Consider the following 25,316-nt stretch of genomic DNA (forward strand, 5'->3'; position numbering starts at 1 on the left):
CCAGGCTGGCGCGGCAGTGAGTAGCACTGCAGTGCTCGAATGCGGCTCCGATCCGCGAAGGGCGCGCCAGGCACCTCGGGCCGCCGTCGATCTGATGGATCCGGCGGTCGACCGGCGACGGTCCGGTGTCGGCTCCCCCCTTTCGCGCGGATATGGGAGCCGTCCACGCATGCCCGCGACCAGTCGAGCCGGCCGGCCGCGTTCAGCTCGCTGAGCAGGATGCGGTGCAGTTGCCCAGCTGCCTGGGCGCGGTCCTCACCTTGAGGCGTTCTTCGGCTGCATGTACTACGCGGAAATGCGGCTGGCGGAGGTCATTCATCTGCGACTTGACCAGTGCCACCTGCCCAAGACCGGGTGGGGATGCTCAACCTGTCGGGCGCCGTCATCACTGCAGGAAAGGAGTGGACTGACGAGGGGGCGGTGCACGAGGTGCACTCGCCGAAGCGCCGCGCGGACACCGCGTCCCTACGGTGCGAATTCGATCTCGTCGTCGATGCCTGCGGCTCGGCACCGCGGTGGGGTCCCGACCGCACAGGACGACGACCGGACCGGTCGTCGTCTGCGGTTCTACCTGTTCGCGACCGCCGTTTCCCGGGGGACCCTGCCCGACCGCGGAGCCGTCCCCAACGCCCGGTCGAGGTCGGCCCACAGGTCCTCCACGTCCTCCAACCCCACCGAGAGCCGCAGCAGCCGGTCGCTGACTCCCGCGCCGCGGCGGTCGTCGGCGTCCACGATGCGGTGACTGATGGACGCGGGGTGCTGGATGAGGGTGTCGACGCTGCCGAGGCTCACGGCCGGGGTGATCAGTCGGACGCCCGCGATGACGTCGTGGGGGTCGCCGGCCACCTCGAAGGCGACCATGGCGCCTCCGATGCGCGGGTAGTGGACGCGGGTGACGCGCGGGTCGGCGGCGAGCCGGCCGGCCAGCTCCGCCGCGTTCGAGGACGCAGCTCGGACCCGTACAGGAAGCGTCGACACACCACGGAGCAGCAGATAGCCCGCGAGTGGATGCAGCACTCCGCCCGTGGCGAACCGCACCTGGCGCAGCCGCCCGGCGAACTCCTCGTCGCAGGCCACCACGCCGCCCATGACGTCTCCGTGGCCGCCCAGGTACTTAGTGGCACTGTGCAGGACGAGACGGGCTCCCTGCTCGGCGGGGCGTTGCAGCACGGGGGTGGCGAAGGTGTTGTCGGCGAGCAGCGGGACGGAACCGCAGGCGTGCGCGACGGCTCTCAGATCGAGTTCGGCGAGGGTCGGGTTGGCCGGGCTTTCGACCGTCACCAGGCCGGTGTCGGGGCGCAGCGCGTCCGCGATGCCCGCCGGGTCGACCCAGGTCACCTCGGAGCCCAGCAGCCCCGCGGTGAGCAGGTGATCGCTGCATCCGTACAGCGGTCGTACGGCGACGACATGGCGCAGGCCCATCGCGTTGCGTACGAGCAGCACGGCGCTCAGCGCGGCCATCCCGGTGGCGAAAGCGACCGCGCTCTCGGTGCCCTCAAGACGCGCGAGGGCGGTCTCGAAGCGGGCGACGGTCGGGTTGCCGAGGCGACCGTAGACGGGCGGGCCCTCCGGTTCGGCACCGTCGGCCGCGAAGGCGTCTATCCGGGCGGCCTCGCCCCGGCTGTCGTACGAGGGGTAGGTCGTGGACAGGTCGATCGGCGGGGCGTGCACCCCCTGCCGCGCGAGGTCGTCCCGCCCGGCGTGCACCGCCTCGGTGGCGAGCGCCCGGGGTGCGGGCACGCCTGGGATACGACGACTGGTGCCGTCGGGAGAATGGCCGGTTCCCTGCGGGTCAGCCGGTACGTCATAGGTGTCAAAGCTGCCGGAGTCCATGCGCAGAGTCTGAACACTGAGCGGGGTCGGAGCCTGGACCCCCGTGCTACGTTCGGCATATGACCGATTCTGTCGTACTCGATCCGGTGGATCTCCATCTGCTACGGCTGCTGCAGAACGACGCACGGATGACGTACCGCGATCTCGCCGCACAGGTCGGTGTCGCGCCATCTACCTGCCTGGACCGGGTGACCAGGCTGCGCCGCTCGGGAGTGATTCTCGGCCATCAGCTGCGGCTGGACCCGGCGAAGCTGGGCCGGGGCCTGGAGGCACTGCTGTCCGTGCAGGTCAGACCGCATCGGCGGGAGTTGGTGGGGCCGTTCGTGGAGCGGATCCGGGCGCTTCCGGAGTCCATTACGGTCTTCCACCTGACCGGGCCCGACGACTATCTCGTCCACGTCGCGGTCGCGGACATGGCGGACCTTCAGCGCCTGGTCCTCGACGGGTTCACCTCACGGCCCGAAGTGGCGCGCGTCGAAACCCGGTTGATCTTCCAGAAGTGGGACTGCGGCCCGTTGCTGCCGCCCCGGCCCGACGGCGCTCCCGCCCCCACGACCACGTTCGACCATCAGGCCCCCGGGAACCCAGGAGGCTGATGCGTATACCGGCCCAAGCCGGAGCCGCGGATTCGGATCTCGGAGGCGCGAAGGATGTGCCGCGCCGCGAGGCGGCCGTCGCAGTTGTCCTTTGACGGTGAAGTTAGCGGCCGCGCGGGCAGGCGGGGCGAAGGGCCCACGCGTCTACGACCGGGCCGCGGCGAAACTGCCCGCCAACCTCATCGTCGACTCCGATCCGCCCACCCATCACCGCTGGGTGATGGCTCGCCGCAGGCTGTCCGACCCCGGCGAACTCGCCTGCTACCTCGCCTACGCACCCGTCGGCATCGAGATTGCCGAGTTGGTCCTGCCGCCGTGCTCGCGGTGGTGGCGGCCTGTGTTTCGCGTCGGCCGCGCGGCTCCGGCATCACGCCGTCCATACGTCCGCCAGTGGCTGTCCCCCGCGTGTGCCGCGCGGCATCGGACGGTGTGCCGCCGTGGGCGTAGATGCGCACGGGTCTGCTCGTCTTCGCTGTTGTGGCGCTCTGCGCGGCGGCCGGCGTGCGACGGAGTGCCCGTGTGAACCCTCGGGTGCGCGGCTTGGCCTTCGCCACCGGAGCGGGTGCGTGCTTCGGCCTGGTGCCCGTACTGGTGCACGCCGCGTCCCAGCGCGTCGCTGCCGAGGGCGTCGGCACCGCAGTCGTCGTGGACGCACTGGCCGTCGTACTCGCGCTGGTGGCGGGAGGCTGGTTCGTCCAGCGGGCGTACGTGCACGGCCCGCCCGAGGTCGCCATGGCTTGCCTGACGGTGGTCGACCCGATCATCGCGGTCGGGACGGGCCGGCCGCGGCTGCTCAGGGTTGCCGGGAATCAACATGCTGCTCTGATCTTGGGGCCATCACGCACATCATGCGAGCCATGTGGCGGTCGCTGTCGTTGATGAGGTTCATGCGGCCGCCGGTGGCGCCTGCGACCGGCCGTTTGACGTATTCGACGATGTCGATGAGGTCTTCGAGGTCCCGGGGGCTGACGGACGAGCCGGTCGAGGTCGTAGAAGATCACTCCGTCGATGACGCCGTGGGCGAGGTCGGCGAGCAGCCGGCGGAACTCGGGACGCAGGACCATCCAATCGATGGAGCCGTCGGGCCTTGATGACCTTGCGGTTTTTGAGGGCCGAGGTGTCATTCTCCCGGTAGACCTTCGCGAACGGGCCCCAGCGCAGGCGGTTCCTGGAGCCCTCGGCGTCTTCGAGCTGGCGTTCGATGCCTGCTTCGAGACCGAAGCGGTCGGAGGCGATACGGAGATACGCGCCTGGCCGTTTGGCACGGCGTCGGCTCCTGGTGCTTGTCGGCTCCGATACCCGGCGCTTTCCGTCGAACCCAGGGGTTTGGTGGTGCCCTGGATCCGCCATGGGATCCACGGCCGCCTGTTGCGAAGTTCTGAGGAAAGCGGTATCGGCTCGGCTGACGTTAGGTCAGGTCAGGGTGGTTGGCAACGGCGTGAGGTAGGAGTGCGCGGCCCCCGCGCCCCGGCGTCATGCGGCGGTCTCAGCGAAGACGTTCCTCGATCACATCCGCTCCGCGGACGGCTCCGTTCCTCAAAGGTCACCGGCGGGCTGGAATTCCCTGGGTAGGAACACCAGGTGTCTTCGTCGGGCCGGCGAGGACGGATCAGCCGCCGACGGCCTTGGCCCAGTTCTCACGGACGGTCTGCAGCGCCTTGTTCAGCTGGGCCTCGGTCGGGAACTGGGGTGTGCCCTCGACCGTCGGCAGCCGGGCGGCCAGGGCTTTGTTGAGGGTGCCGTTCTTCGCCATGGCGGACATCAGCACCGGGCGGGCGTAGTCCACGAGACGGAGGTTCTGGCCTTCCGGACTGAAGAGGTACTCCTCCCACAGTCGCGCCGCGGCCGGGTGGGGGGCGTCTTTGTTGATCGCCTGTGCGTAGTACTGCGAGAAGCTGCCGTCGAAGGGAATGGAGACCTTCCAGTCCACGCCCGTCCCGCGGAGCTGGTCGATGTGCTGCAGGTTGAGGTAGTCCCACTCGATGCTGATCGGTGTCTTGCCCTTGGCGATCGCGGCCGGGTTGGGGTCGGCCCGGTTGTAGTTGCCGACCTTGTCGAGCCGCGCGAAGAAGTCGATGCCCGGCTGGATGTCGTCGAACGAGCCACCGTTGGCGAGCGCCGCCGCGTACACGGAGGCGAAGGCCGATCCCGCGATCGTGGGTTCGCCGTGCATCGAGACCAGGCCCTTGTACTCCGGACGGAGCAGGTCCGCGAAGGACGCGGGGCAGGTCCGGACGCGGGCGGCGTCGCAGCCGATGGAGACGTAGCCCCCGTAGTTGTTGTACCAGTGGGCCTCGGCGTCCTTCTGTTCCGGTGGGATCTTGTCGAACTGTACGACCCGGTAAGGGGCCAGCAGGTTCTGCCGCGCCGCTGACTGGGCGAAGGAGTCCCCGAGGTCGAGCACGTCGGGAGCGCGCTCCTGGCCGCGGTGGCGCTTCACGGCATCGATCTCCTGCTGGCTGTGACCGGACGGATTGTCGACGACGACCTTGATGCGGTACTTCTTCTCGAAGCCGTCGATCAGCGCGCCGTAGTTGGCCCACTGGCGCGGCAGCGCGATCGTGTTGAGCCTGCCCTCCTTCTTCGCCGCCTTGATCAGTGTCGTCGTCCCGCCTACCTCCGCGGCGGATTCGGCCCGGGAGGGCTCGACCGGTCGGGTGGTTCTCTCTTCCTGACAGGCGCCGAGACCGAGCGCCACAAGGCCGAGACAGCAGAGGAGAGCGCCTGCGCGGACCCGGTGATGTGTAGCCACGACGCCTCCAGCAGGGCCAGGTGGGGAGCGGTCCGCCGAACGGGTGGCGGACGCGGACCAGGGCGAGCCATGACACGAGGCGGTCGTACGGCCCGTACAGCGGCCCGACCGCCAAGGACGGTGCACGCCGGAGGTGGGGCGGAACACCGACGGGGCCTCACAGGCTCGCTGAGTGGGTGTTCTCGGCACTCCCACAGAGCCGCCGACGGCTTGGCGCGCGGGCGGTCCTTGAGTCATCCCGCCGCGCCGTGTCGCTGCCCGACGCTTCTCTCTCCAGCAATGGTCCAAACCAGCGTACTCCGCCGCCTTGCGGGCCACTGCTGGGACGGTGATCGGGCCAGGTCACAGCGGCGAGTAGGCGCCACGCGCGTAGGAGGCGCCACGTCCGTCCCCGGGCGTGAGCGCCTCACCCACGGCCTCACCACTCCCCGCGGTTCTCCCAATGGCTGAGGAGGTCCTCCCGCGGCTCCTCTTCGGAGGGCAGGGCGTCGGGGGAGACCGTCTGAGCGGCCCAGATCGTCTTGCCCCTGGGGGAGTAGCGGGTGCCCCAGTGTTCGGCGAACTGCGCGACGAGGAAGAGGCCGCGGCCGTCTTCGTCGGTGTCCTTCGCCTGGCGGATGTGCGGGGAGGTGCTGCTGCCGTCGGAGATCTCACAGATCAGGGTTCGGGTGGTGTACAGCAGTCGCACGTGAATGGGGTCGGCGCCGTAGCGAATGGCGTTGGTGACCAGTTCGCTGAGGATGAGCTCGGTGCCGAAAGCGATGTGCTGCAGACCCCAGTCCGCCAACTGCCGGACGCAGCCGTTGCGGACCGGGCCCACCGCCGCCGGATCGCGGGGCACGTCCCACTCGGCGACGTGTGCCGGGTCCAGCCGCCGGGTCCGGGCCACCAGCAGCGCGACGTCGTCGGTGGACCCGGCGGGCAGCAGCGACTGCATGACGGCGGCGCAGGTGTCCTCCGGCGTGCGGTCCGGCCCGGCGAGGGCCGCACGCAGTGCTTCCAGCCCCGTATCCAGGTCGCGGCTGCGGCTCTCGACCAGCCCGTCGGTGTAGAGCACCAGCCGGGAGCCCTCCGGCAGCGACAGCTCGGCGGTTTCGAAGGGCAGGCCGGTGCCCAGTCCCAGCGGTGGGGAGACCGGTGAGTGCAGGAACTCCACCCTGCCGTCGGGGTGGGCCACGGCGGGCGGCAGATGGCCGGCCGTCGCCGCGGTGGCCCGCCCGGAGACGGAGTCGTAGACGACGTACAAACAGGTGGCGCCGGTGATCGCCGGTCCGTCCTCGGTGTCCTCGTCCTGGACGTCGATGTGGGTCACCAGTTCATCCAGGTGGCCCAGCAGCTCGCCGGGGGAGAGGTCCAGGGCCGAGAAGTTGTGCACGGCGATGCGCAGCCGGCCCATGGTGGCCGCCGCATGCAGGCCGTGTCCGACCACGTCGCCGATGACCAGCGCCACCCGGGCGCCGGGCAGCGGGATGACGTCGAACCAGTCCCCGCCCACTCCCGCCTGGGCAGGGAGATAGCGGTGTGCCACCTCCAGAGCGTCCTGGTCGGGCAGGCCGCGGGGCATCAGGCTGCGCTGCAGCGTCATCGCCATCGTGCGTTCGCGGGTGTATCGCCGGGCGTTGTCGATCCCCACTGCGGCCCGCCCTGCCAGTTCCTCGGCGAAGGACAGGTCCTCGTCGTCGAACGGAGGTGAGCCCCCCGACCGCCAGAAGTGCACCAGCCCCAGCACCGCTCCCCGGGCGCGCAGCGGTACGACCGCCAGGGAATGCACCCCGTGGTCCAGGATGCGCCGGGCGCGTTCGGGGTCCTGGGACCGCCAGCCGGTGGAGCCGGCCAGGTCCGGCTCCACCACGGAGCGGCCTTCGCCCACACCCGCCGCTACCCCGGTGCCCGGGACGAACCCCATCAGCTCGCCGACGGGGTAGAGCGGATCGTGCGGCGCCAGGCCGGCGATGGCCGTCCGGCGCAGCTCGGTACCCGCCACGGTCGGTTCCTCGCCCTTCAGGACCGGGTCCAGCAGCTCGACGGTGACGATGTCGGCGAACCGGGGGACAGCCACCTGCGCCAGCTCCTCGGCGGTGCGCTCGACATTCAGCGTGGAGCCGATCCGTACCCCGGCGTCGTAGAGGAGCCGCAACCGCTCCCGCGCCACCTCGGCGCGCCCTGACAGCCACCTGAGTTCGGTGGTGTCGCGGAGGGTCACCACGCTTCCCTGGTGGGCTCCGTGGGGGGCAGTGGACCGCTTGTTGAGGGCCAGCAGCCGGTCCTGGGCCAGGTGCACCTCGTCGGTGGCGATCCGGTCGGACGCCAGGAGCTCGGCGGTGCGATGGTCCAGCCCCAGGTCGCCGACGTGGCGTCCCTCCGCGTCCGTGGGCAGGTCCAGGAGCCGCCGTGCCTCGTCGTTGGCCAGCAACAACCGCCCGTCGCGGCCGACGATGAGTACGCCCTCCCGCACCGCGTGCAGGACCGCATCGTGATGCTCGTACATACGGGTCATCTCGGCCGGTCCCAGGCCGTGGGTCTGCCGGCGCAGCCGACGGCTCACCAGACCCGCGCCGCCTCCGGCGAGTGCCAGCGCCGCGACTGCGGTGCCCAGGAAGAGGGGCAGCTGCTGGTCGACCGATTTCTGCACCTCCTCCACCCTGACCGGTGCGGCGACGATGGCGACGACCTTGCCCGAGGAGTCCTTGACGGGGACTGCAGAGATCACGGAGAGGCCCAGGGCGCCCTCGAAGGTCCTGGTGAAGGGCTTGCCCCGGGCGGCGTCGGCGTACGGGCCGATGACGTGCTTGCCGATCTGTCGCGGGTCGCTGTGGGTGAGGGTGATCCCGTCGAGCTTGTACACGATGAGGGCGTCGACGCCGGAGGCCTTCCGGGCCGCCTCGGCGAGCGGCTGGAGCTTCGCGGTCGGATTGTCGCTGTTCAGCGCCTCCTGGAGCCCCCAGGAGTGTGCGAAGGACTCAGCGGCGGCGAGCGTCCGGTGCCGCGCGTCGGTCATGGTGTCCCGCCGGGCCTGGACGACGATGGCCACCACTGCCGCCGCGACGAGCAGCACCACGAGCACCAGCTGGAGGAGGAAGACTTCCCGGGCGACGCTGCGTCTGGCCAACGAGGGCGGTATGGGCCGCGGCCCACCGGCCACCGCAGAGCGTTCGTCCTGCCGGTCGTCGGTGCCGCTCCGGGTAGGAGGCACGCCTGGAAAAGCGGACCGGCCGGCCGCGCGGCCCAGCCAACGCCGGCAACGGCGCGAATCTCCGCTCATGGTTCCTATTTATTCCGATTTGCCCAGGTGCTGGCAAGGCGTGCCATGGCAGCTGCCCACGCGATGGCCTCCCACAGCACATCGAGAAGGCGGTGGGAGGGCGAATTCAGATGGTGAGCGAGAGCCCCCTGGTCACGCGCTTCGCCGCCGGAATCAGCCGGTCGCGAACCTGGTTGAGCTGCGCCAGCCGGTCCACTCGCAAGGACACTCCGAGCGAACCGGGCGTCTGCCCGCGGAACACCGGTACCGCAACGCAGTACGTCCCGAGCGTGTACTCCTCCATGTCCGTGACGACCGGCGGACGGGGCGAGGTGTCGAGCCGCCGCACAAGTTCGGAGCGGCTGGTGATGGTGCGCGGCGTGAGGTCGGCGAGCGGGTGCCGGGAGAGGTAATCGTTGCGCGCCTCGTCGCCGAGTTCGCGCAGGAGGCACTTGCCCAGTGCCGTGGCGTGCCCCGCGTCCTCGAAGCCCACCCAGATGTCGACCCGCGGCGCCCGGGGACTGTCGACGATCTCGGCCACTTGGATCTCGCCGTCCTCGTAGAAGGTCAGGTAGGCGGCGGCCGAAAGATCGTCCCGCAGCGATGCCAGAGCCGGGCGGACGTAGCTGAGCCGCGCCTGTTCACGTCCGCCGGATTGCAGGGTGCCCAGCTGGTCCCCGAGGACATAGCCGCCGTCCTCCAGCTGGCGGAGGTACCCGTCGTGAGCGAGCGTACGCAAAAGGTGATGCGTGATAGTCAGCGCCAGCCCTGTCTCCCGTGCCAGCTGCTGAGCCGGCGCACCGCCCTCGTGCGCCCCCACGGCCTCCATCAGCCGGAAAGCGCGCTGCACGGAAGCGATCAGGATGGGGCCCTCGGTCGCCATATGCCCAGCCTGCGTCCGCCGCTCGGCGCAGGCAAGGCGGTAATTCGCGGGCTCACGCATCTGTACCGCATCCGTACGGGCAGCGACTGCGCTCGGTAGGCCACCTGCTGCCGCCGACGCCGGTGGGGGAGTCGGGCGGACGAGGGAACGGTAGTGGCGGCCCGGCGCGCCGCGGGGATGGACTACGGCCGCGTCGAGGGACGGCACGAGTGCGGCACCCGCGGCCCACCGAGCGCCCGCACCGAAATCGAGGCCGCGACGGCAAGCAGCGGCGCCGAACCGCCACGTGATGGCACTTCGGGCGGGCATCGCGGCCCCTGCCCGCTCGGTGACTCCCGGCCCTCGCGGCATCACTTCATGGATCATGCGCCCCAGGAGAGACTCAATACCTCCGACGTTGCCCAGCTGGAAGCTGTTCGGAGTCCCTGCCCGGAGATCGCCTCGGCCTGTGACGTCGCGCGAGAGTTCACGGACATGCTCCGCCAACGCCAGGTCCGCCTACTGCCGGACTGGATTCAGAAGGCCGAGCTGGGCGGCCCGGATGCCATCGGCATCTTCGCCGACTCCATTCGCCAGGACCTCTACGCCGTCACCGCCGGCATCACCCTGCCCCACAGCTCCGGCAACGTCGAAGGGCCCGTCAACAGAATCAAAACGATCAAGCGGCAAATGTCCGGGCGAACCTCATTCTCACTGCTCAGAGCCACGAAGCGACGGTGCTCCGGATCCGGGCTGTGGCTTCACGGGTGCCGATCAGGCCGCCGATTGGGCGGGAACGCGTACGGCCACCGCGGATCATCCGACCGTGCGGATTCTGAAGTGCGGTGGCCACGGGCCGCAGCGCAGGCCGCTGGTGCCGGGTACCGCTCAGGTGCGGTAGGCGTAGTACGCGGCGCTCGGGTACGACGCAACGAGGCTGGCCACCGACCTGTTGTAGGTGTCGGTGGAGTGATACGTGACGTACGGCATGCCCTGCCGGCTGCGCTGGGTGACGATCATGGAATGGTCCTTGGACCCGTCCCTGTCGAAGTCCAACTGCAGCACGTCCCCGACGTCCATCTGGTAGACGTTCGCGAGGCTGGTGACGCGCTGGGAAGACAGGGCGAACCAGGAGAACTCGTTGACGCCGACGAAGGAGTCCGACTGGATGTCGGAGTTGCCGAACCACTTGTGGAAGTCCGTCGTGTAGCCGGGGACGTGCTGCCAGCCGCCCGCCTTCAGGGACTGGCTGACGAAGTTGGTGCAGTCCCCGCCGGTGCCGGCGCCGCTGAAGTCGGGGTAGTCCGGGTTGTACCTGTTCCAGTACTTCGTCGCGTAGGCCGCCATGGCGTTGTAGTCGTACCCGGTGGCCGTGAAATTCTTCGGGTTGGCCGGCGCGGGCCGCGTCGTGGCCGAGCGGGTCGCCGAGGGCGGGTCGGCGGCGGTGGCCGGCCCGGCGACGGACGGCTTGGCGACCTGGTTCACCGCGAGGTAGCCGTCGTCGATATCGCCGACAGCGGTCAGCTGCCAGTCACCCTTGTGGTCGGCCTGGAAGGTCAGTTCGTGGTGGGCCCGGAATCCGGTGGTCTTGGGCTCGGCGCCCTGGGCCTTCTCGTATGCCAGGGTCGTGGTCTCGGTGACGTCGACCGTGGCGTGCCGGCCCTTCACCCGGGTGGCGTCCAGCGCGACACTGGTGCCGGCTCCGCTGTACCTCTCGCCGAGTCGGGCCAGGCTGGACTTGCGGGCGCGCAGTTCGGCGAGCGTCGATTCCTCCTCGCGAGACTGCGTCTCGGACAGCCGCACCCTTCCGGTGAAGCCGGACGTCCGCTGCGGGTACGACTTCTGACGTCCGCTCCGGGCGTCGCCCACCAGGGACTGCGTGCGATCGGTGAAGACCGCGTCGGCCAGCCGCTGAAATGCGGCCTTGGTTGCCGAGTCCACCGTCGGGGCGTCGGTGGCCGTCGCGCTCGCGCTCCCGCTGGGTAGCAGGACTCCGGCGGTCACCGAGACTGCCGCCACCGTGACTATGGTGGCGCGGCTCCGCTTGCGGCCTGTTCTTCTGGATTTCAACGATGTTCCCCTCTGCGCCGGTACACAGACCGGGCGATCGAATTTTGCACGAGGTGTGTGAAGTATGTGAAGGGATGTGTGAGAGGGTCAGGTTGGTTTCCGGGTCATTTGACGACCGTGGACCAGTCCGGCGACTGGGCCGGATCCAGACCGCGCAGGCGCTGCAGCGTTTCGGGCTTCTGCGCGTCGAGCCAGTCCGCGAGTTCCTTGAAGGACACGCATTTGACGCCCTTCTTGGCGCAGATGTTCTTGACTACCTGGTCAACGGCCTTCATGTAGATGCCGCCGTTCCAGTCCTCGAAATGGTTGCCGATGAACAGTGGTGCTCGGCTGCCGTAGTAGACGCGATTGAAGCCTGCCATGTAAGAGGCGACGGTCTGCTGCTCCCAGTCGGCATACTTGGCCGGATCGCCCTCGGTCTCACCATGGGACTGGTTGTAGAGGAAGTTGAAGTCCATCGACAGGCCCTGGTAATTGCCACCGGGGTACGGAAGCATCTGCAGCGGAAAGTCCCAGATGCCGTTCTTCTTGCTCGGCCATATCTGGAAGTCGCCCGGGGAGCTCGCGTCGTAGCGCCAGCCGTAGCTCTTCATGGCTTTGAGCAGGTTCGGCTGGCCCTCCAGGCAGGGGGCGCGACCGCCGGTCACCTCCTTGCGGAAGTCGAAAGGCAGCGCGGGACTGTCCTTGTAGCCGGTGTTGGTCCGCCACTTCTCCACGAAGTTGTAGAACTGGTCGATCTCGCTCTTCCACTCCGCCACGCTCCAGTCAGCGCCCCCCTTGGCTCCGCAGAAGTGGCCGTTGAAGTGGGTGCCGATCTCGTTGCCGTCCTCGTAGGCCGCGGCGAGCTGCGTCAGGGTGGTGCGGATGTGCTCGTCGGTGGGGTAGCTGATCGCGGCGGAGCCCACTGTGTGCTGGGGCGGGTGGTAGAGATCCTTCTTGCTTTTGGGCAACAGGTAGATGCCGGTGAGGAAGAAGGTCATGTGAGCGTCGTAGTCCTTGGCCATATCGCGGTAGTGGGAGAAGAGCCGGTCGTCGCCCTCCAGCGCGCCGTCCCAGGAGAAGACGACGAACTGTGGCGGCCTCTCCGCTGCCTTGAGCGGCGCCGCCTTCAACTGCCCCTTCTGCGGACCGGTGTAGGAGGTCGATCCGTCCCCGAGGACCTTGGGTGTGCCGTCCCACTCCGGCTCCTTGCGAGGCTCCGTCGAGCCCTGGGCAACCGATCCCCCCTTGCCGCCGGAGGGAGCCGAAGCTTGGCCGTCGGTCTGGCTCAACACCAGGTAGCCCGCGGCGGCCGCGCAAACGACGAGGGCGGCTGACGCCAGGGCCACGAACCGGGTACGGACGGTGCGGCGGGGCGCGCGCCCCTTACGACGGCGACCTGGAGTGGACTTCATACAGGACTCAAATCTGCGAGGGAGGTTCCAATGCGGATGCGGATGTGGCCGACCGGCCGGTCAGCGCAGTGGGCCCACAGCATCCGACCAGATGTCGTACGGGACGCTGTCGGCCGCGGTTCCCGCGAGCCCCTTCAGCGGCAGCGGTTCGAGGCTCTTGGCCAGATCCATGCGGTAGACGACCACGGCCGTGGACACGGCGCGGGCCGTGCCGACGTACCAGGCGGCCGTGCCGTCGGCGGCGGTGCCGGCTTTGCCGGACACCGCCGCCGCGGCGGGAGCGGCGTCAGGGTGGGCGGAGCGGAAGGAGTCTGCAAGCGCCTGTGTCACCTCCCCGGCTACCTGGGCGGTGACCGCGCGGCGCGCGTCCGGGGGGTCCAGCCGCACGGCCGAGGCGTTCCGGGTGATGCGGTGCACGGAGTAAGGCTCGATGTGCTGCCCCGCGGCGGCGAAGGTGGCGTAGCCACTGGCCATGCGGATCGCGCTCGGCGTGGAACTGCCCAGGGACAGAGCGGGTACCTGCGGCCCCATACTTGAGGACAGCAGCCCAGCCGCCTCGGCCGTCTTCCTTACCTTGTCCAGGCCCGTGTCCATGCCCAGTTGCATGAAGGGGGTGTTCACCGACTTGGCGAGCGCCTCGCGCAGCGTCAACCGGCCCCACGACTTCCGGCCATCGTTATGGGCAGTGACCTTCTTGCCGCTGCGGTTCCAGTAGGGGCCTTCCGGGGTTGTGACGGGCACGTTGTCGTCGCCGTCATAGAGGGAGTGCGGGGTGACCTTCTCCCGGGGCGCGTCCCGCCGCCTGACGATGCCGTGTTCGAGACCGGCCGCGTACACGAACGGAAGGAAGGCCGAACCGGCTGGTACCGTCCCGGCGTTGGACTCGTTGTAGCCCTGCTTTCGGTGGTTCGGTCCGCCGTAGATGGCGAGGATGCGGCCGTCGGTGGCCAGCGACGCGACGCCGTAATGGGCGGTGGCTGCCGCGTCCGGGTGGGCCTGCCGGGCCTTCTTGCGCGCCTTGGCCACCACGTCGTCGAGAGCCGCCTCCCGTTTGCGGTCGAAGGTGGTGTAGATCTGATAGCCGCCCAGGTCGAACTGCCTGGCCGAGATGTGCCCGGCTTTCTGGGCGTATCGGGAGGCGAGTTCCACCAGGTAGTCACTCTGCTGACCGGTGTCGTACAACGGGTTCTGTTTGACCGGCTCGGGGAAAGTCCGATACCCGGCCCGCTTGGACGGCGACAGCCTGCCGATCTCGACCATCCGGTCCAGGGTCCAGTTCCAGCGCTTCACTGCCCGGTGGTGGTTGGCCGCACTCAGTGTGGGGTCGTACAGACTGGCGCCCTTGAGCAGCGATGCCAGGAAAGCGGCCTGGCTCGCGTTGAGTTCGCTGACGTCCTTGCCGTAGTAGGACTGTGCGGCGCGCTGGATGCCGTAGGTGCCGCGGCCGAACCAACTGGTGTTGAGGTATCCCTCCAGGATCTCGTCCTTGCTCATCTGGTTGTCGAGCTTGAGAGCGATCATCGCCTCGGTGAACTTGCGGCTGACGGACTGCTCCTGGTTCAGGTAGACGTTCTTGACATACTGCTGAGTGATGGTCGAGCCGCCCTGGGTGTCGCCCTGACCGACCGTGCGCCACAGGGCGCGGGTGAGGCCCTTCAACGAGACGCCGGGGTCGCCGTAGAAGCTCTCGTTCTCGGCCGCCAGCACGGCCCAGCGAACGTCCTCGGGTATGTCTTTCAGCGGCATCGCCTGTCGCCTTACCCAGCCGGTGCGAGCCATGGGCGTGCCGTCGGACCAGAAGTACACGTTGTCCTGCTGGGTGGCGTACGCGTTCAAGTCCTTGGGTATGTCGGTGGCGGCGTAGGCGATGGCCAGGAACAGTCCGGTCAGGCCGACGGCCGTCGACACGACGCCCAGCGACTGCCGGCAGGAGGGCACCCAGCGGCGCCAGCCGGTGGGGCCCGGGCGCGGATAACGCGGCCTGAGCCGACGAGCGCACGGCGCCAGCCGCCCGACGAGGGAGGCCAGCAGCGCACCGATGCGTATGCGGGGGGATGGCGGCTGCGCGGCTCTACGTTGACCGGCCCGTCCGTTGGACCGCTTCGGCCGCGTCAGCATGGTCTCACCGGTCAGTGCGGGCAGTTCGACCCTCAGCTGTACCGTGCGTTCAGGGTCTGCGGATGCAGGTGCCCGGACGCCGGTTCCTTCACTGGCGAGCGGCTCCCGGGGCGCGATCCGTCGGCGGCACGATGGCCCGTGTATCTCATCCGGACTACCCGCCCCCCGCCCAGCCCCAGTCACTCCGTGTCCCCTCCGCACTATGCGTGTGGCTCGCACGGGGTGACACAGCCGCCGCAGCCGCAACTGTCATCCCGCACCCCCAAGCCACGCCGCGGCCTTCACCACATATACAAACCTATCAGCGATCTTTTCGAAATCTCCACACAAAGGTCGAGCGGAAACAAGCAGACGGGGCCTGGCGGCTCCACCGCGTCATCGCTCACGAACCAGGCCCGGGCGCGGTCCTCACCTTGAGGCGTTCTTCGGCTCCATGTACTACGCGGCCATGCGGCCGGCGGAGGTCATTCATCTCCGGCTTGAGCAGTGCCATCTGGCCAAGACCGGGTGGGGCATGCTCAACCTGTCGGGTGGCGTCATCACTGCAGGAAAGGAGCGGACTGGCGAGGGGGCGGTGCACGAGGTGCACTCGCTGAAGCGCCGCGCGGATACCGCAACCCGGCCTGTGCCCGTCCCGCCACAGTTCGTCCGCAAGCTCCGTGCGCACATCGAACGATTCGGTGTGGCGCCGGACGGACGGCTGTTCCGGAATCAGGCGGAGAACTATGTGGATGCCGCGGCGTACGGCACGACGTGGAATCGGGCAAGGGAGTACGTCCTGCCCCGTACGGAGCGCGCCTCCGGCCTGGCCAAGCGGCCCTGTGACCTCCGGCACGCCGGGATCTCCTTCTGGTTGTACTCCGGCGTGGACCCGGCCGAATGCGCTCGCCGCGCGGGCCGGAGCATCGAGGTCCTCTTCCGCCACTACGCCACGTTCCTGGACGGCGTCCGGGAGCAGGCCAAGCGCCTCATCGAGCAGTCCATGTGGGAGTGGGATCGCATCAGCCAGGGTGCGGCGCCTGAGGGAGCGAAAGGCGCCTGACGGGCAAAAGCCCAGTTCAGGCGCCTTTTCTCGTGGACCTAGAAGAACCCCAGCTTCTTCGGCGAGTAGCTCACCAGCAGGTTCTTCGTCTGCTGGTGGTACGGCGCTCATGGCGGAGTTGACCTGCTGAAACGGTGGTCAGGACTGCCGTCGGGAGAGCGTTGGTCCGTGGATGGTCCGGATCTTGGCGTCAGCTACCTGATTGCTGGGTCAGGGCTGTCGACAGCGCTCAGGGAGCCACCAGTCACCAGTCACCAGGGTGCCGACAAGCTCCGCGTGATGTGCACCACGCTTGGCCCGCTGGTCAGCGCAGTATCCTTCCTGCCATGCTCCTGCTCGTTCGACGCCGCCACGTGGACCTCCTCCGCGTCACGAGCATGTCCTGTCGACGCTTCGGCTGACTTCCGCTCCGCCCGCCCGGCCCTTCCGCGCAGGCGGTCTTCCCTCTGCACATCTGCCCGGCCTCGCGGCCCGCCCTACCCGGGCCTGCCGCCACTCCCTCGGCCACCGCCGAGTACGGCCTGGCCTTCACCCGCGGAAAACACCATGTCGCAGCAGCTTCCCGTGATTGACCTGTCCGCCGCGTCCCGTGGTCCCCAGGAGCGCGCCCACCTGCACGCGCAGCTCCACATGGCCGCCCGAGATGTCGGCTTCTTCCAGCTCACGGGCCACGGGGTCACCCCGGCCCAGACCGATGCGCTCCTTGGCGCCATGCGCCGCTTCTTCGCCCTTCCGGAGGCGGACCGCTTCGCCGTGAGCAACCTCAAGTCCCCGCACTTCCGCGGCTACACCCGAATCGGCGACGAGCACACCGGAGGCAGCCGCGACTGGCGCGACCAGCTCGACATAGGCGCCGAGCGCCCCGCCCGCGCTCCCGGCCCAGGCGAGCCCGCCTACCTGTGGCTTAAGGGCCCCAACCAGTGGCCTGCCGCCCTGCCGGATCTGCGTACCGCGGCCCTTGCCTGGGTGGACCGGCTCACCGAGGTCGCCGACCTTCTGCTGCACGAACTGCTCGCCTCGATCGGCGCGCCTGCCGACTTCTACGACAACGTCTTCGCCACCGACCCGCACCTGCACCTGAAGCTGGTCCGCTACCCCGGCAGTGCCACCGACGGCACCGGGCAGGGCGTCGGCGCCCACAAGGACTACGGCTTTCTCACACTGCTGCTGCAGGACGAGGTCGGCGGGCTCCAGGTACAGCGCGCGGACGGGGACTTCCACGACGTTCCGCCGCTGCCGGGGGCGTTCGTGGTCAACCTCGGGGAACTACTGGAGGTGGCAACAAACGGCTACCTCAAGGCCACCAACCATCGCGTAGTCAGCCCGCCCGGGGCCGTGGAGCGGTACTCCGTGCCGTTCTTCTACAACCCGCGCCTGGACGCGCGCATCGCACCGCTGCCGTTCCCGCACGCCGGCTACGCCCCCGGTGTCACCCAGGACCCGGCCAACCCTCTGTTCGCCGAGTACGGGCGCAACGAGCTGAAGGGCTGGCTGCGTGCCCACCCGCAGGTTGCCCGTCGCCATCACGCCGCCCTCCTCGCCCAGGAGCTGAGCGCGGCTGAGTAGACCGGATGAGGCTGATCAACGCTTGTGCGGGCAACGGCACAGAGGCCGCAGCTGAGGCTCTCTCAGCTGCGGCACAGGAGTAGCCGAGCAGCGCCCAGGACGCCATGCACATGTACTACATGCGCTGACCCGCACCTCCGCGCTGATCGCACTGAGCGCCGGACCCACCGGGCGGGCCTGTTGCCTCCGGGCTTCAGGCCCGCCCTCATTCTCATGGAACCTGCGCCATGGGCGGTGGCCGGCGGCGAGCTCCGGCCACAGGGGACCGAGAGGCGCCGCCTGCGGCTGATGACGCACCACCGGCGGCCTGACCGTCGGCTGCGCGAGACGACACGAGGAAGCTGCCCCCGACGTACCTGGCCCGATCTTTGGCTCCGGGCCGTCCTCATGGCCCTGGCGGTGTGACTGCTGCGGCGGTTCAAGCGGTTCAACCTGCGCGGCACACTCCGCATCCCCTCCATGGGGGCTGTCACGGTGACGACACCCAAGAGGAACAGCTCACCAGTCGTCATCGTCATCAACGGGGTTCGGCGTGAGGTGGAAGGTCTTCGTGCGGTCTTTCTCCGACACGTTTGACCAGAACCAGGTGGTGGCACCGTAGGGGCCGCCCGCCCACATCTCATGCGTGTAGCTGCGGGTGGAGGTGAACAGGTCGATCGGCGACTTCAACTGCCACGCATCGGCGATCCAGTAGGAGTCCTGCCGAATGACCACCGCATCGGGCACGCAGCCGTCGGGGAGGCCGGGCAGGGTGTATTGGTCGGTCTCCCCGTTTTCGAAGTCGCGCGCGGGCTCTTTGCTCCGGGGACTACGCAAGGGCCGCTGCGAGCGGGGAACGCGGCTCGCGGCCCAGCAGTTGTCGCAGGTCACCGCCGGTGCGGGACATGAATCCGGCAGCGATGGCGGAGTAGGTGCCCACCAGCATCGGCACCTGGAACGGATTGGCGCCGGAAGCGGCGATGCGGGAGCGGGCCTGGGCGAGTGTCTCCGGCTCGTAGGCGACGTGCGGCCCGTGGGCGTGCGCCAGATCGGTGCCGCCGATGGCCTGCTCACCGACGAGTTCATAGATGCGCCCCGCATGAGCGGCAGCTTCCACCGTCACCCGTACCGCGGCGTCGGCCAGATCCGCGCGTGCCACGGCCGCCAGTCGGCCCTTGCCGAGTGGGGCAGTGATCCGCCCATCCTCCGCCGGCGCCGCCAGCCAGGCCAACAACTCTGCATAGAGGCCATTGCGCAGGATCGTCCAGCCCATGGCGCTCTGCTGGAGACGACGCTCCGTCCAACGGTGCGGCAGGGCGTAGGGAAGGTGGTCGCCGTCGGCGGTCAAGCTCGTATAGACGACATGCCCCACACCGGCCTTCTGGGCCGCGTCGATGGCACTGCCGTGCCGGGCTATGACGGTGTCATCCTCGCCGTAGCCTGCCGAGATCATCAGCAGCACGTCCACGCCTTGGAAGCCCGTGATCAGCGTGTCGGGATCGTCGAAGTCGATGCGGCGGACAGGCAGCGGAGCCTCGAATCGCTGAGGTTCGCGCGTTCCAAGGACGGTGTCGTCGCGGTCGGCCAGCCGTTCGGCGATCAGTGTGCCCAGGGCGCCCGTGGCTCCAGTAACCAGGATCATGAAGGTCTTCCCGTTCCGGTAGGTTCTCTTCGGTAACCGGGATCATCCTGCGGGTTTGCGTCAGGGCGCGTAAGGAGGCATTTCAATGTCAGAGAGGCACACGGAGGTAACCACCGAGCCCGTCGTCAGCTGCGGCGACGGGCACGAGGACTGCGGGATCCGCGAGGTGCTCGACCGGATCGGGGACAAATGGTCGGTCCTGGTGGTAGTCGAACTGGCCCAGGGCGTACGCCGTTTCCGGCAGCTGCAACGCGCCATACCCGGTATCTCGCAGCGGATGCTGACGCTCACCGTGCGTCGGCTGGAACGGGACGGGCTTATCACCCGGACTGTGTATCCGACCGTGCCTCCGCAGGTCGAGTACGAGCTCACAGCGATGGGCCACAGCCTCACACATCTGGTGAAAGCCCTCGCCGACTGGTCGGCAGAACACCGCGACGTCATCGCTCGAGCACGCCAGGAATGGGATGCCGAACATCCCGACTCCGGAATCCGTTGAACAAACGGCCCCAGCACCTTGCCGGCCTATGACGTGGCGTGGGCTGATCCCCCTCCACGAACTTCCGCGGAGCAGCACTAGGGCGTGTCCGGCCGTCGGCGCGAATGACTGGAGCAGGATCGGCCACCACGCGTCCGCTGGTAGAGCCGGTGCTTCGCCGCTGTCGCAGGCTCCAGTTTCCACAACACACCCATGCGCTCTCCCCTTGCCGCCAGACCACGAGCATTGCCGTGAATGTCCGAGGGCTCAGTGTGTGGGCGCCAGAGTGCATGGCCTCCCGGTCGATGTCCTGGTCGCCAGGCGCGTCGTCGCGGGCGGTCGGTCGGGCGCCACAGGATCCAGTCGCTCGGTGCCCCCGCGGGTTCTTGGGCAGGGCTTCGCCGATCCGGCGGGGTGGTGTGCCGGGGTCGATCGGCCAGCCGCTCATGCTCGCTGTCTTCCGGCCGACCACGTTCTGCTGTTGTGGCTGCGTCCTTCTCCCGCAGATGCCCATGGCACCTTGCTGGGTGCTTCCGGTGTGCGCCCCTGAGTGCGCCGGCGTACGGCCACGCCCCTCGAATGGGGCAACGTGGGCTGGAGTCGGCTCGGGCAAGATCCCCGGCGGTGACCTTGCCTTCCCGGCATGACCTGTGTTGTTCCGACGCTGCCGGGGGTGTGCTGTGCTGCGGCACGCTGACCGCTGCCCTTGCTTGGGCCAGGCCACGAGGTCGCCTCTATCCATCGACGAGGACGGAGCTGTGCTGTGGCATTGACGACGGCGAACATCGAGGGCGAGCTGGAGGCCGCGAACAAGGTCGGTGATCCGGCCGCCGACACCCTGGTGTCCGAGCTGATCGACAACCGGGAGGTCGACGGGGTCAACCACCTGTTCCGCACCATCAACAAGCTGGGCCCCGGCCAGGACCTCTCCCAGCTGCCCGAGCGCCTCGCCCAGTTCCTTCGGGAGGCGCAGGCACCGCCGCCGGGCTGGAGCGAGGCGGACGTCAAGGCGGCGGAGAGCTTCTTCCGTCACCATCACGGGGAAGCGTCCATGCTCCAGGGCACCGTCGGCCTCATCGGGACCTACCTCTCGCCCACCGGCGCCTTCACCCTGCGCTCCACGGGCCGGCTCGGCGGCGTGAAGGGACCGGGCCGGCGGCTGTCGCAGTCCTCGCGTCTGTTTCTCGGTATGGGCAATGAGAACGCCATGCGCGACGGCAGTCTTGCCGCCACCGTGACCAAGGTCCGCATGGTCCACGCCTCGGTGCGGCAGCTGCACAAGAAGAGCGGCGAGTGGGACTACGGCAAGTGGGGTGAGCCGGTCTCCCAGAAGTACACCACCGGCGCCACCTGCGTCTTCAGCACCCAGATCCTCCAGGGCATGGCGAACCTGGGCCTGCACGTCTCCAAGGACGACGCGAACGGCTTCGTGGGCGCCTGGCACTACGTCAACCACTACCTCGGCACCCCGGAGAAGTGGCTCCTGCCCAAGAACGCGGATGAGGTCGAGCGCCTGTGGAACCAGGTGCGGGACGAGGAGTGGAAGAAGACCGACGACGGTGTGTTCATGACCGCGCAGGCCATCAAGTTCTACCGGGAGCTTGTCGGGCCGGGAGTCAGTGACGCGTACATCGCTTTGACCCGCGTGGCGCTCACCGACAAGTACGCCGACATGGCCGGCATCCCGAAGAGCCCCCTCGACCTCGCGGGCAAGCCCCTCGCCGCCGGCCACGGCCTCCTCAGCAACACGGCCGGCGGACTGTTCGGCGAGACCGCGAAGAAGGCCGTCGGAGTCAATCCCTACAAGGACATCCTCGGTATCGCCTCCAAGGCGTTCAACGAAGTCGAAAACTACGCCCTCACCCACAACGAGGACGACCAGCCCCAGATGCACCAGGAACTGCACGACGACCGCTGACCCAGCGGGACAGCCGGATGGTCGCGGCGGAGACAACGCGCGCTCCCCTCTCCTCTCAGGGCCCGGTCCTGAGAGGGGACCGTGGAGGCGGCGATTGTTTCGACCAGGCCGGTGCGACTGAGGGCGTCAGTCGCCAGTTCCAGTGCTGCCTCATTCCCCTCAGGCCCCAGGTCATGCACACGGTTGCCGCCGACCAACCGCTCCGGAACATCCGCCAGCGCCGCGCGAACATGGCTGAGAACGCGGCAAAAGGCATCCACCACTTCCTCAAGGTCACCGCTCCGTGGCACCAGCAGTACCTCGTGGAAGCCGCACGCTGTCGTCACCACTGCGGATCGCGTACGCGTACGTCATGTTGTTCTCGTCGCGTCCGCCTCCGATGCCCCCCGACCGCCGTCCAGGAGTCGGGGCCCCTCTCGCCGTCTCCCGCGGCGATCTGGCCGAAGTGGTGCTCCGGGTCGTTGAAGGTGGGGAAGCGGGCGATCGGCTTGAGGCTGCCGACGCTGGCCGGGGTGGTCCGGGCGCCACCGCCGATCAGGACCGTGTTGGTGGGGCAGGTCGCCGTCACGTGGCGGGCCGACAGCCCGGCGGAGGGCCCGGTGCCGGACAACTCGCCCTGGGAGAGGAACTGGAGGTCCGCATGGGGTCGTGGCAAGCGGGCGTCCTTGGTATCGGATCCACCGAGTGCTCCGAGACGCAGCAGTACCAGATCTCCACCCGCTGACAGTGCGGGCGTAGCCCGAAGGCAGACCACGTTGTGGTGGCCCCGGGCTCGGCGGGCCTTTGCATCGTGCTGGGCGGATACGGCAGGCCGGGAAGGGTGTGCGGCTTGGGCCGGGCTGGGGTGGTGCGGGGGCGCACGGTGGGGTGCCTGGGTAGCGTGAGGTTATGGCTTACGACGAGGTGTTGGCTGAGCGGGTCCGGGAGCAGTTGGAGGCTACCGAGCCGGTCACGGCGAAGAAGATGTTCGGCGGGCTGGTCTTCATGGCGCAGGGCAACACGGTGGCCGGTGTGGTCGGCGACGAGCTGTTCGTACGAGTCGCGCCGGAAGACACCGTGGAGGCCCTGACCCGGCCCGGTGCACGGCCGTTCGAGGTCAAGGGCCGGGTGTCGAAGGGCTGGCTGCTGGTGGCGGGGGAGGTCCTCGACGACGACGTCCTGGACGACTGGCTGTGTCTGGGCTGGGAGGCCGCCGCCGAACTACCGCCCAAGTAGGCCGGGCCGTCCGCCCGCCGTGACGAACCCCGCCCCGTGCACGGTGGCGAAGCGGGCTGCGGGGCGGGCGGCGGGTGTGTGCCGTCAGCGGTCCGTGGTGCCGTCGGTGCCGTGCTGGTCCGCGCCGTGCTGGTCCGTCCCGTCGAGGGGTTGGGCGAGGGCGCGGGCGGTGCGCAGCAGCAGGTGTCCCAGCTCCTCCAGGTGCGGGGCGAGTTCGGCGGGGCCGTTCACGGTGCTGCCGGGGTCGAGGCGGAAGAGCTGGGCGGCGAGGTGGCGGGGGTCGTCGGCGGTGAGGTCGAGGGTGCTGGTGTGCTCGTCGATGGAGCGGACGCGGTCGGGAAGGGTCCCGGGGCGATCGCGCAGCGTTTCGGCGTCGAGGGGCACGGTGGCCGTCAGGGTGTAGCGGGCGGGGGCGGCGGCGATGCGTGCGGCGAGGAAGGCTGCCGCGTTGGCGGCGGGCAGGGGTCGTGGGGTGACGCGGCGGCCGGTGGGGGCCGGGTCGGTGAGGCGGTCGACGCGGAAGGTGCGCCAGTCGGCGCGGTCGGTGTCGTAGGCGACCAGGTACCAGCGGTCCCCCGCGACCACCAGCCTGTGCGGTTCGGCGCGGCGCCGTTCCACAGCGGCGTCACTCTTGGACGCGTAGGTGAACGTGACGACCTCATGGTCGCGGCAGGCCGCGGCCAGGGTTGCCAGCGTGGAGGGGTCGGCCTGCGGGCCGGCGGCCCAGGGCACGGAGACGGTGGCGGTGTGCAGGGCTGCGACGTGGTGGCGCAGGCGGGCGGGCAGGACCTGCTCCAGCTTGGCCAGGGCGCGCACCGCGCTCTCCTCGATACCGCGCACGCCGCTGGTGGCGGTGCGCAGGGCGACCGCGACGGCGACGGCTTCCTCGTCGTCGAGCAGGAGCGGCGGGAGGTCGGTTCCGGCGGCCAGGCGGTAGCCGCCGGCCTTTCCGGTGGCGCCGTGGACGGGGTAGCCCAGGTCGCGGAGACGGTGGATGTCGCGTCGGATGGTGCGCAGGGTGACACCGAGGCGTTCGGCGAGCTCGGCGCCGGTCCATTCGCGGCGCATCTGCAGCAGGGACAGCAGGCGCAGCATCCGGGCGGGCAGGTCCTGGGTCATGTCTTTCAGCCTGCCAGGCAATAGTGACGCGAGGTGTCCTAAAGGGCTCCTACGGTGGTGTTCAAGCCGGGAGAAACCCCTCTGCTTCTCCCGATCCTCCCGATCCTCCGAAAGGAAAGCGCCATGGAACTGTCCTGCCTCGACATGATCTCCGGGTTCGAGATCGACACCGCTGACGCCAAGACCGTGAAGGACTTCTACGGCCCGCTACTGGGCTGGACCTTCGCCACCGAACCCGGCTCCGGCGCCGACAGCTCCACCTGCATCCGGATCACCGCCCCGGGCGCGGCCGCCCCCATGGGCCTGATCCGGCAGCACGCCGCCGGCGGCAAGGAAGCCACCAGCCTGCGCGTCTTCTCCGATGACGTGGTCGCCGACGCGGCCCGGCTGGAGGAACTGGGCGCCACCGTGGTCGCCCCGGCCGCCCCGGATGGCGACCGGACCGTCCGCGCCCGCGTGACCGACCCGCGCGGCAACGTCCTCACGCTCGTCTCCCGCACCGGTGCACAGCAGGCGGAGCAGGGGGCGGGCCGGCCTCAGCCGGGCGCGTTCGCCAGCTTCGAGATCGGCACCACCGACGCCGAAGCGACGCGGGCCTTCTACGCCCAGGCGTTCGGCTGGCGCTTCGAGCAGGACCCGGGCTCGGTGAGCACGCCGTACTACAGCATCTTCACCGGCCCGGCCCCCACCGGCGGCATGTACGACTACAGCGCGGTTGCGGACGGCGCGGAGTTCGCCATGCCCACGTTCCTGGCCACGGACGTGCCCACCGACGTCTCCAGGGCCGTCTCGCTCGGCGGAGCGGTGGAGTACGGCCCCGAAGCCACCGCCTACGGCCTGGTCTTCGCCCGCCTGACCGACCCCCACGGCAACCGCTTCGGCCTCTTCACCATGCCGCAGGACTGAGCCGACCAACGGGACCCATACCGGGGGCCGGCGGGCCGTGTGGGTGGGTTCTCCGGATTCGGCGGCTGACCTGCTCCGATCACGGCAATGTCCGGTCGGCATCGAAGTCGGTGACGTTGAGCGAGCCCAGGCAAACGGAGCGCTTGGGTGAATGTCGGTGGGCGCGGCAAGCAGGACAGAAAGTGACCTGTATCCGCCTCATACTCCCATCCACGACTATCGATGCAAAGAAGGAGCTAATGCCGTGAAGGCGCGGAAGAGTCAGAGTGCGGGTGGGGAGAAGGCGCTGGCCGGAAAGGTGGCGCTGGTCACGGGGGCCAGTCGCGGCGCGGCCCGTGCTATCGCCGTCGAGCTCGGCCGGGCCGGGGCCACCGTCTATGCGACCGGCCGCACCACCCGTGGCACGGTCAGCGAGATGGGCCGGCCGGCGGAGACCGTCGAGCAGACCGCCGAGCTGGTCACCGCGGCCGGCGGCGAGGGCATCGCCGCGGTGGTCGATCACCTCCAGGCGGACCAGGTGCGGGCGCTGGCCGAGCGGATCGACCGGGAACGAGGGCGGCTGGACATCCTCGTCAACGCCATCTG

20 protein-coding genes and 2 pseudogenes are annotated in these 25,316 nt (G+C 69.2%); 11 read left to right on the top strand and 11 right to left on the bottom strand.

The features are described from left to right. Positions 1–567: 567 nt before the first annotated feature. A complete protein-coding gene (locus ACZ4NB_RS32005; protein ID WP_467666538.1) occupies positions 568–1,833 on the bottom strand; it encodes a trans-sulfuration enzyme family protein in 1,266 nt (421 codons plus the stop codon). A gap of 59 nt (positions 1,834–1,892) precedes the next feature. Between ACZ4NB_RS32005 and ACZ4NB_RS32010 the strand changes: the two genes are divergently transcribed. The 3 genes and pseudogenes from ACZ4NB_RS32010 to ACZ4NB_RS32020 all read left to right on the top strand — a co-directional run bounded on the left by ACZ4NB_RS32010 (position 1,893) and on the right by ACZ4NB_RS32020 (position 3,308). Beyond that, positions 1,893–2,429, top strand: a complete 537-nt coding sequence (locus tag ACZ4NB_RS32010) for an Lrp/AsnC family transcriptional regulator (RefSeq protein ID WP_467666539.1) — start codon at positions 1,893–1,895, stop codon at positions 2,427–2,429. Between the two features lie 124 nt (positions 2,430–2,553). Continuing rightward, positions 2,554–2,757 (top strand): annotated as a pseudogene (locus ACZ4NB_RS32015) (IS701 family transposase); the annotation flags it as partial. Positions 2,758–2,969: 212 nt separating this feature from the next. Next, positions 2,970–3,308 carry a hypothetical protein gene (locus ACZ4NB_RS32020; RefSeq protein WP_467666540.1) on the top strand — a complete coding sequence of 113 codons (339 nt, stop codon included), beginning with the start codon at positions 2,970–2,972 and terminating at the stop codon, positions 3,306–3,308. 730 nt (positions 3,309–4,038) lie between these two features. Here ACZ4NB_RS32020 and ACZ4NB_RS32025 read toward each other — a convergent pair. From ACZ4NB_RS32025 to ACZ4NB_RS32035, 3 genes are all read right to left on the bottom strand, one after another. Further along, entirely contained in the window at positions 4,039–5,181 is a 1,143-nt protein-coding gene (locus ACZ4NB_RS32025; RefSeq protein ID WP_467666541.1) for an ABC transporter substrate-binding protein, read from the bottom strand. Positions 5,182–5,599: 418 nt separating this feature from the next. After that, positions 5,600–8,443: a SpoIIE family protein phosphatase gene (locus ACZ4NB_RS32030; RefSeq protein ID WP_467666542.1), complete on the bottom strand. Its 2,844-nt coding sequence runs from the start codon at positions 8,441–8,443 to the stop codon at positions 5,600–5,602. Between the two features lie 106 nt (positions 8,444–8,549). Then, a complete protein-coding gene (locus ACZ4NB_RS32035) occupies positions 8,550–9,305 on the bottom strand; it encodes an IclR family transcriptional regulator (protein ID WP_467666543.1) in 756 nt (251 codons plus the stop codon). Positions 9,306–9,662: 357 nt separating this feature from the next. Between ACZ4NB_RS32035 and ACZ4NB_RS32040 the strand changes: the two are divergent. Further along, positions 9,663–9,995: pseudogene (locus ACZ4NB_RS32040) on the top strand (transposase); the annotation flags it as partial. A 177-nt stretch (positions 9,996–10,172) separates the two neighbouring features. On the opposite strand, the gene ACZ4NB_RS32045 reads toward ACZ4NB_RS32040, so the two are convergent. The 3 genes from ACZ4NB_RS32045 to ACZ4NB_RS32055 form a co-directional block, all read right to left on the bottom strand. Then, positions 10,173–11,303, bottom strand: coding sequence for an amidase domain-containing protein (locus tag ACZ4NB_RS32045; RefSeq protein ID WP_467666544.1), 1,131 nt, complete (start codon positions 11,301–11,303; stop codon positions 10,173–10,175). 155 nt (positions 11,304–11,458) lie between these two features. Beyond that, entirely contained in the window at positions 11,459–12,748 is a 1,290-nt protein-coding gene (locus tag ACZ4NB_RS32050; RefSeq protein WP_467666545.1) for a polysaccharide deacetylase family protein, read from the bottom strand. Positions 12,749–12,808: 60 nt separating this feature from the next. Then, positions 12,809–14,866: a transglycosylase domain-containing protein gene (locus ACZ4NB_RS32055; protein WP_467666546.1), complete on the bottom strand. Its 2,058-nt coding sequence runs from the start codon at positions 14,864–14,866 to the stop codon at positions 12,809–12,811. Between the two features lie 433 nt (positions 14,867–15,299). Between ACZ4NB_RS32055 and ACZ4NB_RS32060 the strand changes: the two genes are divergently transcribed. Continuing rightward, positions 15,300–15,908 (top strand): hypothetical protein, encoded by a 609-nt coding sequence (locus ACZ4NB_RS32060; RefSeq protein ID WP_467666547.1) that lies wholly within the window; start codon positions 15,300–15,302, stop codon positions 15,906–15,908. 546 nt (positions 15,909–16,454) lie between these two features. Then, positions 16,455–17,474 (top strand): isopenicillin N synthase family dioxygenase, encoded by a 1,020-nt coding sequence (locus tag ACZ4NB_RS32065; RefSeq protein ID WP_467666548.1) that lies wholly within the window; start codon positions 16,455–16,457, stop codon positions 17,472–17,474. 498 nt (positions 17,475–17,972) lie between these two features. Here ACZ4NB_RS32065 and ACZ4NB_RS32070 read toward each other — a convergent pair whose 3' ends face one another. Further along, positions 17,973–18,200 (bottom strand): hypothetical protein, encoded by a 228-nt coding sequence (locus ACZ4NB_RS32070; protein ID WP_467666549.1) that lies wholly within the window; start codon positions 18,198–18,200, stop codon positions 17,973–17,975. Between the two features lie 82 nt (positions 18,201–18,282). Continuing rightward, positions 18,283–19,095, bottom strand: a complete 813-nt coding sequence (locus ACZ4NB_RS32075) for an NAD(P)H-binding protein (RefSeq protein ID WP_467666550.1) — start codon at positions 19,093–19,095, stop codon at positions 18,283–18,285. A gap of 85 nt (positions 19,096–19,180) precedes the next feature. Between ACZ4NB_RS32075 and ACZ4NB_RS32080 the strand changes: the two genes are divergently transcribed. Next, complete coding sequence (locus tag ACZ4NB_RS32080) at positions 19,181–19,594, top strand: winged helix-turn-helix transcriptional regulator (RefSeq protein WP_467666551.1); 414 nt, start codon at positions 19,181–19,183, stop codon at positions 19,592–19,594. A gap of 742 nt (positions 19,595–20,336) precedes the next feature. Further along, positions 20,337–21,491, top strand: a complete 1,155-nt coding sequence (locus ACZ4NB_RS32085; RefSeq protein WP_467666552.1) for an oxygenase MpaB family protein — start codon at positions 20,337–20,339, stop codon at positions 21,489–21,491. A 322-nt stretch (positions 21,492–21,813) separates the two neighbouring features. Here the strand turns inward: ACZ4NB_RS32085 and ACZ4NB_RS32090 are convergent, their stop codons facing one another. Continuing rightward, on the bottom strand, positions 21,814–22,146 hold the full coding sequence (locus tag ACZ4NB_RS32090) for a hypothetical protein (RefSeq protein ID WP_467666553.1): 333 nt from the start codon (positions 22,144–22,146) through the stop codon (positions 21,814–21,816). 233 nt (positions 22,147–22,379) lie between these two features. Between ACZ4NB_RS32090 and ACZ4NB_RS32095 the strand changes: the two genes are divergently transcribed. Beyond that, positions 22,380–22,706 carry a TfoX/Sxy family protein gene (locus ACZ4NB_RS32095; RefSeq protein ID WP_467666554.1) on the top strand — a complete coding sequence of 109 codons (327 nt, stop codon included), beginning with the start codon at positions 22,380–22,382 and terminating at the stop codon, positions 22,704–22,706. 84 nt (positions 22,707–22,790) lie between these two features. Here ACZ4NB_RS32095 and ACZ4NB_RS32100 read toward each other — a convergent pair whose 3' ends face one another. Next, positions 22,791–23,825, bottom strand: a complete 1,035-nt coding sequence (locus ACZ4NB_RS32100; RefSeq protein WP_467666555.1) for a helix-turn-helix transcriptional regulator — start codon at positions 23,823–23,825, stop codon at positions 22,791–22,793. Between the two features lie 123 nt (positions 23,826–23,948). Between ACZ4NB_RS32100 and ACZ4NB_RS32105 the strand changes: the two genes are divergently transcribed. Further along, positions 23,949–24,731, top strand: a complete 783-nt coding sequence (locus ACZ4NB_RS32105) for a VOC family protein (RefSeq protein ID WP_467666556.1) — start codon at positions 23,949–23,951, stop codon at positions 24,729–24,731. A 244-nt stretch (positions 24,732–24,975) separates the two neighbouring features. Continuing rightward, positions 24,976–25,316, top strand: a 341-nt coding sequence (locus ACZ4NB_RS32110; RefSeq protein ID WP_467666557.1) for an SDR family NAD(P)-dependent oxidoreductase, incomplete at its 3' end; no start/stop codon positions are given.

It is taken from the genome of Streptomyces sp. NPDC026575, assembly GCF_055567415.1.